The 7,705-nt window shown below is 66.6% G+C and carries 8 protein-coding genes; 2 read left to right on the top strand and 6 right to left on the bottom strand.

The features are described from left to right. The 3 genes from EGJ34_RS19295 to EGJ34_RS22375 all read right to left on the bottom strand — a co-directional run. On the bottom strand, positions 1 to 441 hold a 441-nt coding region (locus EGJ34_RS19295; RefSeq protein WP_185750256.1), incomplete at its 3' end, for a laccase domain-containing protein. Further along, complete coding sequence (gene rluD, locus EGJ34_RS19290; RefSeq protein WP_125362071.1) at positions 441 to 1,439, bottom strand: 23S rRNA pseudouridine(1911/1915/1917) synthase RluD; 999 nt, start codon at positions 1,437 to 1,439, stop codon at positions 441 to 443. The genes EGJ34_RS19295 and rluD, both read right to left, overlap by 1 nt. 46 nt (positions 1,440 to 1,485) lie before the next feature. After that, entirely contained in the window at positions 1,486 to 1,656 is a 171-nt protein-coding gene (locus EGJ34_RS22375; protein ID WP_185750255.1) for a hypothetical protein, read from the bottom strand. Between the two features lie 58 nt (positions 1,657 to 1,714). Here EGJ34_RS22375 and EGJ34_RS19285 point away from each other — a divergent pair, with 58 nt between their 5' ends. Both EGJ34_RS19285 and EGJ34_RS19280 read left to right on the top strand, forming a co-directional pair. Then, positions 1,715 to 2,599 (top strand): outer membrane protein assembly factor BamD, encoded by an 885-nt coding sequence (locus EGJ34_RS19285; RefSeq protein WP_125362070.1) that lies wholly within the window; start codon positions 1,715 to 1,717, stop codon positions 2,597 to 2,599. A 197-nt stretch (positions 2,600 to 2,796) separates the two neighbouring features. Beyond that, on the top strand, positions 2,797 to 3,321 hold the full coding sequence (locus EGJ34_RS19280; protein WP_125362069.1) for a hypothetical protein: 525 nt from the start codon (positions 2,797 to 2,799) through the stop codon (positions 3,319 to 3,321). A 136-nt stretch (positions 3,322 to 3,457) separates the two neighbouring features. On the opposite strand, the gene EGJ34_RS19275 is transcribed toward EGJ34_RS19280, so the two are convergent. The 3 genes from EGJ34_RS19275 to sucC form a co-directional block, all read right to left on the bottom strand. Beyond that, complete coding sequence (locus EGJ34_RS19275; protein WP_125362068.1) at positions 3,458 to 5,092, bottom strand: NAD+ synthase; 1,635 nt, start codon at positions 5,090 to 5,092, stop codon at positions 3,458 to 3,460. Positions 5,093 to 5,306: 214 nt separating this feature from the next. Further along, positions 5,307 to 6,182: a succinate--CoA ligase subunit alpha gene (sucD, locus tag EGJ34_RS19270; protein WP_125362067.1), complete on the bottom strand. Its 876-nt coding sequence runs from the start codon at positions 6,180 to 6,182 to the stop codon at positions 5,307 to 5,309. Positions 6,183 to 6,203: 21 nt separating this feature from the next. Next, on the bottom strand, positions 6,204 to 7,373 hold the full coding sequence (gene sucC / locus EGJ34_RS19265; RefSeq protein WP_125362066.1) for an ADP-forming succinate--CoA ligase subunit beta: 1,170 nt from the start codon (positions 7,371 to 7,373) through the stop codon (positions 6,204 to 6,206). Positions 7,374 to 7,705 lie beyond the last annotated feature (332 nt).

Raw genomic sequence — 7,705 nt, 5'->3', positions numbered from 1 at the left:
CAGCATGCCGTCGGCCAGCCCGCGCCAGCCGGCGTGCGCGGCCCCGACCTCACCGCCGTCGCGTGCTGCAAACACCACCGGCAGGCAGTCGGCGGTCAGGATCGCCAGCACCACGCCGGGGGCGGAAGTCACCGCAGCGTCGGCGGTGGGCTCGACCTCCACCCCCTGCGCGACAGGCGCTGCGTCGAACCGCAGCACGCCGGTGCCATGCACCTGGCGCAGCCAGTGCGGCGCGGACGGCAGGTCCAGGCCAGGGACCAGCAGGTCACGGTTGCGCTGCACCTGGTCCGGGTCGTCGCCCTCGGCGGAATAGCGGTTGCCCATGTTGAACTGGTCGAACGGCGGCGATGACCCGCCTGCCCCGTAGCGCAGCGTGGTGACCGCCCGCACTCCGGGGGGCGCAGGCCAGTCCGCCATCAGCACGGGCACGGTGTCAGCCATCAGCGGCGTCCGCGTTCCAGCTCGGCGTGGTGGCGGGTGTCGTCCCGCAGCGCGTCCAGCAGCGCCACCATGTCGGCCGGCAACGGCGCGCTGTTGCGCACCGGCTCACCGGTGATGGGATGGGCAAACTCCAGGGTTTCCGCGTGCAGGGCCTGGCGCTTGAAGCCGCGCAGCTGGGCCACCAACTCGTCGCTGGCCCCCTTCGGCAGCTTCAGCGCACCGCCGTACAGCGGGTCGCCGACGATGGGATGCTTCAGGTGCGCCATATGCACGCGGATCTGATGGGTGCGACCGGTTTCCAGGCGGCACTCCAGCGCAGTGTGCGCGCGGAAGCGCTCGCGCAGGCGGTAATGGGTGACTGCATCCTTGCCGTCCTCACGCACCGCCATGCGGATGCGGTCGCGCGGGTGGCGCTCGATCGGCGCATCGGCGGTACCGCCGGATACCAGCGCGCCCACCACCACCGCCACGTACTGGCGGTGCACGTCGCGCGCGGCCAGCTGCTCGATCAGCGCGGTCTGCGCCTGCAGGGTACGCGCCACCACCATCACCCCGCTGGTGTCCTTGTCCAGGCGATGGACGATGCCGGCACGCGGCAGGACCGCCAGGCCCGGGTCGCGGAACAGCAGGGCGTTGACCAGGGTGCCCGACGGATTGCCGGCCCCCGGGTGCACCACCAGGCCCACCGGCTTGTTGATGACAAAGACGTGCTCGTCCTCGTACAGGATGTCCAGCGGAATGTCTTCCGGCTCGGCGTGGGTCTGGGTGTCCAGCACCACGGTCAGGGTGGCCACCTCGCCGCCGCGCACCGGGTCACGCCCGCGCGCCGGTTCGCCGTTCAGCAGCACGTCGCCCGATTTGATCCACTCGCTCAGCTTGGAGCGCGAGAACTCGGGGAACAATTCGGCCAGCACGGCGTCAAAGCGACGACCGGCAGCGCTGTCGGGGACGATCGCCTGACGGGGCGATTCGGATTCAGTTTCGAGGTTTTCAGACATGGCTACGTGCTTCAAAGTGACAATTTTGGGGCCCGGGCGACCTGTTTCAGTCGCAGGACAGGCTGCAGAGGGTGCCATGAACACTGAACCCGGCGCGAACGGCCTTGCGGCGCGCCGATACCGCGGCGGACGCCTTGCCCAGGCGACCTGCCTGCGCTGCGGCGTCCGCCTTGTCTCGTCCCGCCGCAAGGCCCTTCGCACTCGGCTCAGCATTCATGACACCCTCTAGGCTATCATCGACCCTTCGTATTCCAGCCGCGTCCCGCCCTGACCTCATGATCCGACGCTCGTCCCTGCTGTCCGCGCCCGTCCGTACCGCCGCCCTGCTGGTGGTCCTGGCCCTCGTTTCCACCGGTTGCCACCGGGGTGCCAAGGGCGACAACCCGGATGAAGGCACGCCCGTGGAAGCCCTGTACGACAAGAGCCACGGCCTGATGCAGAAGGGCAACTGGAGCGGGGCGGAAACCTCCTTCCGCCGCCTGGTCGCCCAGTACCCGTATGGCCCGTACACCGAGCAGGCGATGATCGAAACCGCCTACGCCCAGTACAAGGCCGGCAAGCACGATGACGCCGTGTCCAGCATCGACCGCTTCATCCGGACCTACCCGACCCACCGCAACATCGCCTACATGTACTACCTGCGCGGCCTGTCCAACAGCAACCGCAATACGGTCTTCCTGCGCCGCGTATGGTCCCTGGACCCGAGCCGCCGTGACCTGTCCACCCCGCGCCAGGCGTACGCCGACTTCAACATCGTCGTTGAGCGCTATCCGAACAGCCGCTACGCCGCCGATGCGCGCAGCCGCATGCTGGTGCTGCGCGACGTGTTCGCCCAGCACGAGCTGGACAACGCGCTGTACTACCTGCGCCGCGAAGCCTACGTTTCCGCCGCCGGCCGCGCCAACTACCTGCTGGAAACCTACCCGCAGAGCGCCTTCCAGTACGACGCCGTGGCGGCGCTGGGCGAGGCCTACACCCACCTGGGCAACAAGACCCTGGCCGACGACGCCCGCCGCGTGCTCGAGCTCAACCAGCCCAACCACCCGTGGCTGCAGGGCGACTGGCCCAAGTACCCGTGGATGATCCGCAAGCTCAACCCGTTCGCCGGCGAGAAGTCCGCCAGCACCGGCCAGCGCAACGCGCAGATGGAACGCAAGTAACGCCGGAACGGCATTCAAAACATCGAACAGGAAAAGGGCCCGGAAGGGCCCTTTCTTTTTGGCCTGTCGGCCCGCTCGCCAACCACGGCTCTTCCTGCCCTCCCCCAGCGATCCGCTGCACGGGCGGAAGAATGTTGAAAGCGCACTCGGCGTGCGCAGGGTATTCAATCACCCTCCCCCTCACGCGTGCCCACACGATGACATTGATTCCCTCCTCCACGCCGCCCACGCAGACGCACACCTTCTCCGCTCCAGCGAACGCGCTGCCCGCAGGCAAGTCACCGGGTCGACTGGATATCGGCTTGATCGCGAACCGTCTGTTCGGTGCGACGGCGGGTGCCGCGCGCCATGCCGCGCCGACGAAGCGGGTCCAGTTTGCGGAACATCCGGCCGTGCAGATCGTCGATGGTTCACCCATCGCAATGGCGGCACGCATGTGCGTGAATGTGGCGGAGCTGCGCGCCTCCCAATGCCTGACGGAATTCGGCGACTCACTCCGCGCTTCCACCATCAAGAACCAGCTGCTGATGTGTCTGAGTTTGAACCGCGACGAAGGACTGGTGTCCGAAGGTTCGGAGGCACTCCTGCGCAGGGCCTACCTCAGGGCGGACAAGCTGCCGGATAAGGCAGCCTGCGGACCGGGAGACTATCCCTACGATGTGCTGGAGGCGTTCCTGACCGTTGTCGAACAGAAGCGCCCTGCGCTGCTGACGGCTGACTGACGGCCACCGACATTGTGTGGACACGCATGGCGTGTCCCTACACGAACATGACCCCGGTAGTGACGCGCCATGCGCGTCATCCGCCGCCAAACCTACCCGTAGCGACGCGCCATGCGCGTCGCCCGTCACGGTTCGCTCAACCCTTGTACCCGTTGCTGATCGGATACCGGCGCTCGCGCCCGAACGCGCGGCGCGACACCTTCGGGCCCGGGGCGGCCTGATGACGCTTCCATTCACTGGTGCGCACCAGGCGCAGCACGCGGTCCACCACCTCGGGCGAGTAGCCGGCCGCGACGATCTCCTCGCGCGACTGCTCCTGGTCCACATAGCGGTACAGAATGCCGTCCAGCACGTCGTAGGCCGGCAGCGAATCCTGGTCGGTCTGGTTGTCGCGCAGCTCGGCCGAGGGCGGACGGCTGATCACCGCCGGCGGAATCACCGGTGCGCCGCCCACCGTGTTGCGCCACTTGGACAGCCCGAATACCTCGGTCTTGTACAGGTCCTTCAGCGGGGCGTAGCCGCCGCACATGTCGCCGTAGATGGTGGCGTAGCCCACCGAGTACTCGCTCTTGTTGCCGGTGGTGAGCAGCAGCCCGCCGAACTTGTTCGACAGCGCCATCAGGATCACCCCGCGCGCGCGCGACTGCAGGTTTTCCTCGGTCACGTCCACCGCCTGGCCTTCGAACATCGGCCCCAGCGCGGTCATCAGGCCCTCGAACACCGGCTCGATCGACACCGCCTCCAGCTTCACGCCCAGTGCGCGGCACTGCTCGGCGGCCAGGTCGTTGGACATGCCGGCGGTGTAGCGCGAGGGCAGCCGCACCGCCGTGACGTTCTCCGCGCCCAGCGCGTCCACTGCCATGGCCAGCACCAGCGCCGAGTCGATGCCACCGCTCAGCCCCAGCCAGACCTTCTTGAAGCCGTTCTTGCGGCAGTAGTCCTGGATGCCACGGGTGACCGCGCGCCAGGCCAGCGCGTCCATGCTTTCGTCGCCGTCGTCCATCCACTCGCGCGGCAGGAAACTGCGCGTGGCCGCGTCGTAATCCACCACCAGCCACTGGTCGGTGAAGGCGGCGGCGGCCGGATGCACGGTGCCATCGCCATTGGCGACCACCGAGGCCCCGTCGAACACCAGCGCGTCCTGACCGCCCACCGTGTTGAGATACACCAGCGCCGCGCCGCTTTCGCGGGTGCGCTCGGCGAGCAGCGCATCACGCTGGGCATGCTTGCCGCGCTCGTACGGCGACGCGTTCGGTACGACCACCAGCTGCGCGCCTTCGCGCACGGTGTCGGCCAGCGGCTCGGGGAACCACAGGTCTTCGCAGACCAGCACGCCCACCGGCACGCCCTTGAGTTCAAACACACAGCTGCCGCCGTCCGGGTCGACGTCGAAGTAGCGGCGCTCGTCGAACACCGCGTAATTGGGCAGCTCGCGCTTGCGGTAGGTATGCAGCACCTTGCCGTGCTGCAGCACGCTGGCCGCGTTGTAGACCACGGTGCCGGCGCTCTGCGGCCAGCCGACCACGGCAGTGACGCCTTGCACGCTCGCGGCGATGCGCTTGAGCGCCTGCTCGCAGTCGTAGAGGAAGCCCGGACGCAGCAGCAGGTCTTCCGGCGGGTAACCGCTGATCGCCAGTTCCGGGAACACCACCAGTTCGGCCCCGAACTCATCGCGCGCCTCGGCGATCATCGCGATGATGTTGTCGGTGTTCTGGGCAACCGCCCCGACCGGGAAATCAAACTGCGCCATCGCGATGCGGATCGAGGTCATGAGGCCGTGCCTTTGGGTGCAATGACCTATTGTAGCGCTGGCTGTTGATGGCACGTGGTTTCATGCACCGCCTGGGCCGGCCAACGGCCGGCGCTACCCATGCTCGTGCACTCCGGTAGCGCCGGCCGTTGGCCGGCCCAGGCGGTGCGTGATATCCCGGAACGCAAAACGGCCGCCCGAAGGCGGCCGTCCGTGCATCACATTGGCAGGTCGATTATTTGACCAGCTTGGCGATGGCAGCGCCCAGGTCGCCCGGCGAACGCACGGTGACGACGCCAGCCGCTTCCATGGCGGCAAACTTGCCTTCCGCGGTGCCCTTGCCGCCCGACGCGATCGCACCGGCGTGGCCCATGCGCTTGCCGGCCGGAGCCGAGGCACCGGCGATGAAGCCGACGACCGGCTTCTTCACGTGGGCCTTGATGTATTCGGCACCGGCTTCTTCAGCGTCACCGCCGATTTCGCCGACCATGATGATGCCTTCGGTCTGCGGGTCTTCGTTGAACAGCTTCAGGCAGTCGACGAAGTTCAGACCGTTGATCGGGTCACCACCGATGCCGATGCAGGTGGACTGGCCCAGACCCACTTCCGTGGTCTGCTTGACCGCTTCATAGGTCAGGGTGCCCGAACGCGACACGATGCCGATCTTGCCCGGCTTGTGGATGTGGCCCGGCATGATGCCGATCTTGCACTCGCCCGGGGTGATCACGCCGGGGCAGTTCGGCCCGATCAGCACGGTGTCCGGGTGCGATGCCTTCAGCACGTTGTCCACGCGCAGCATGTCCAGCACCGGAATGCCTTCGGTGATGCACACGATGACCTTGATGCCAGCCGCAGCGGCTTCCAGGATCGCGTCGGCCGCGAACGGCGGCGGGACATAGATCACCGACGCGTCAGCGCCGGTGGCCTGCACCGCATCGGCCACGGTGTTGAACACCGGCAGGTCGATGTGGGTGGTGCCGCCCTTGCCCGGGGTGACGCCGCCGACCACCTGGGTGCCGTACTCGATCATCTGGGTGGCGTGGAAGGTGCCCTGCTGGCCGGTGAAGCCCTGCACGATCACCTTGGTGTTCTTGTTAATCAAAACAGACATGGGATTTCCTTCGGTGTCGGATCAGGCGGCGTTCTTGACAGCTTCAACGACCTTCTTGGCACCGTCGTTGATGTTGTCAGCCGGGATGATGGCCATGCCGCTGTCGCGCAGCAGCTGCTTGCCTTCTTCCACGTTGGTGCCTTCCAGGCGCACCACGACCGGCACCTTGACGCCCACTTCCTTCACTGCGGCGATGATGCCTTCGGCAATCATGTCGCAACGGACGATGCCGCCGAAGATGTTGACGAAGATGCCTTCCACCTTGTCCGAGGACAGAATCAGCTTGAAGGCTTCAATCACGCGCTGCTTGTTGGCACCGCCGCCCACGTCGAGGAAGTTCGCCGGCTCGCCGCCGTTGAGCTTGATCACGTCCATGGTGGCCATGGCCAGACCGGCACCGTTGACCATGCAACCGATGTTGCCGTCCATGGTGACGTAGTTGATGTCCAGCTCCGAAGCGGTCACTTCGGTTTCGTCTTCCTGCGACTTGTCGCGCATGGCGACCAGTGCCTTGTGACGGAAGTTGGCGTTGTCGTCGCTGTTGAACTTGCCGTCCAGCGCGTACAGGTTGCCGTCGTCCAGGATGGCCAGCGGGTTGATTTCAACCAGCGCCAGGTCCTTTTCGTTGAAGATGCGGTACAGGTTGACCATGATGTTGGCGAACTGGCCGGCCTGCTTGGCGGTCAGGCCCATCTTGAAGCCGATGTCACGGCCGTGGTAACCCTGCACGCCTTCCACGAAGTCCACATTCAGGGTGTGGATCTTGTCCGGGGTTTCAGCGGCGACCTGTTCGATCTCCATGCCGCCTTCCGACGAAGCGATGAAGCTGATGGTGCGGGTGCCACGATCCACCAGGACCGACAGGTACAGCTCCTTGACGATCTCACCGGCGGTGGTCACCAGCACCAGATTGATCGGCAGTTCAACGCCGGCGGTCTGGTAGGTGGCCATCTTGGTGCCGAGCATCTTGGCCGCAGCGGCCTTCACGTCATCGACGGTCTTGCAGAACTTGACGCCGCCGGCCTTGCCGCGGCCGCCTGCGTGGATCTGCGCCTTGACCATCCAGGGGCCCTGGCCCAGCGACTGGGCGACGGCAACCGCCTCGTCCGGAGTAGCCGCGACCTTGCCGGCCGGGACCGGGATGCCGTACTCGGCAAGCAGTTGTTTTGCCTGGTATTCGTGGAAATTCATGCGTCACCGTGGGAATAGGAACGACCGCACGCGCTTCCAGGCTCCCTCGACAGGGCGCCGGCTGGGGACCGCGGCGGGCCCACTATTGTGGACGAGCGAAGGCGACGGCGCAAAGACACCCGGCCATTTTGGCCGGTTCCGGACTGATTCCGGCGATTTTTCAGACAGTTGCGATTGCAGGAGAAAGCAGCAGCTGCCCTGACCGTGACGTTTCGCGCGCGATCCGGGCACCACCTGGGCCGGGGGGCCCGCCCGCCGCCCCGACTGGGCGCGCCCGTCGACCCCCCCGGGGGGGGCGGCCCAAACCAGGAGTCTCCCCCCAAAGAACGTCG

Source organism: Stenotrophomonas sp. 278, assembly GCF_003935715.1.
Classification (GTDB): domain Bacteria; phylum Pseudomonadota; class Gammaproteobacteria; order Xanthomonadales; family Xanthomonadaceae; genus Stenotrophomonas; species Stenotrophomonas maltophilia_AH.
This window is presented reverse-complemented; position numbering and strand designations above follow the sequence as displayed.